Origin of the sequence: Clostridium nigeriense (assembly GCF_050585245.1) — a bacterium.
Classification (GTDB): Bacteria; Bacillota; Clostridia; order Clostridiales; family Clostridiaceae; genus Clostridium; species Clostridium nigeriense_A.
The window spans coordinates 1-757 of record NZ_JBNOOF010000040.1 but is presented as its reverse complement, the minus strand read 5'-3'; the positions used below and the strand labels follow the sequence as shown (position 1 = coordinate 757).

At 29.5% G+C, this 757-nt stretch carries 2 protein-coding genes; both read right to left on the bottom strand.

Annotated elements, in window-relative coordinates; translation table 11 throughout:
* Positions 1 to 81 precede the first annotated feature (81 nt).
* Positions 82 to 408: a hypothetical protein gene (locus ACQPUY_RS17725; protein ID WP_430843376.1), complete on the bottom strand. Its 327-nt coding sequence runs from the start codon at positions 406 to 408 to the stop codon at positions 82 to 84.
* Positions 409 to 455: 47 nt separating this feature from the next.
* Positions 456 to 644 (bottom strand): hypothetical protein, encoded by a 189-nt coding sequence (locus ACQPUY_RS17720; protein WP_430843375.1) that lies wholly within the window; start codon positions 642 to 644, stop codon positions 456 to 458.
* Positions 645 to 757 lie beyond the last annotated feature (113 nt).

Genomic DNA, 757 nt, shown 5'->3' with positions numbered 1-757 from the left:
CCTCGCCACATATACTCAATAGATTTACCTCTTTCTCCTTGTCCTATAGAAAGCTTTCCTATTAAATTCCCATTAACCAAACTAGACATCTGTCACACCTCCTAATACTTTAAATTTAGCAGGAGATATTACTGTGTCTACTCTGCCATCTGCTAAATTGCATTGTACATCATAAAGATACATACCTATTTTTAAATCTGTATCTTGAGAAGTTAAAATAAATTTAGCTTTTCCATCTGTAAATTCTGTTACTTCTTTAAAAATTAAACGCTCACCTTCATAACTCGATTTAACTGTAAAATATACTTTATCTCCCTCTTTTAACTTGTAATTATCTAAAGTTAATTCCAATATACCTGTATCTCCTCGAATAACTTCTATTCTGTTATCTAAACCGATTGTAAACATATTTTGCTCCTTTCTTGCAAAATAAAAAGAGCCTACTTAATAAACTCTTAAATTCTTTCTGTTATTTTGCTCTCTAGCTGTTGTACTAGACTTTTAACTTCTTCTTCTATTACAACAAAACTTTCTTTATTATTACTACTTGTAATAGTTCCTTGTTCATCTATATCGCTATAAGTGTAAGTTATTCTATGACCTACACTATCTTTTATTACTGCAAATCCTGTTAATATCTTCATTTTATCCCTCCATTAAAATATCTTCTAATCTAAAAGTAAGAACATCTAGAAGTGTATCTTCTACTGTTTTAACTTCTAAATCTTCCTCTGTAAAAACTGGTATATCTTCTACT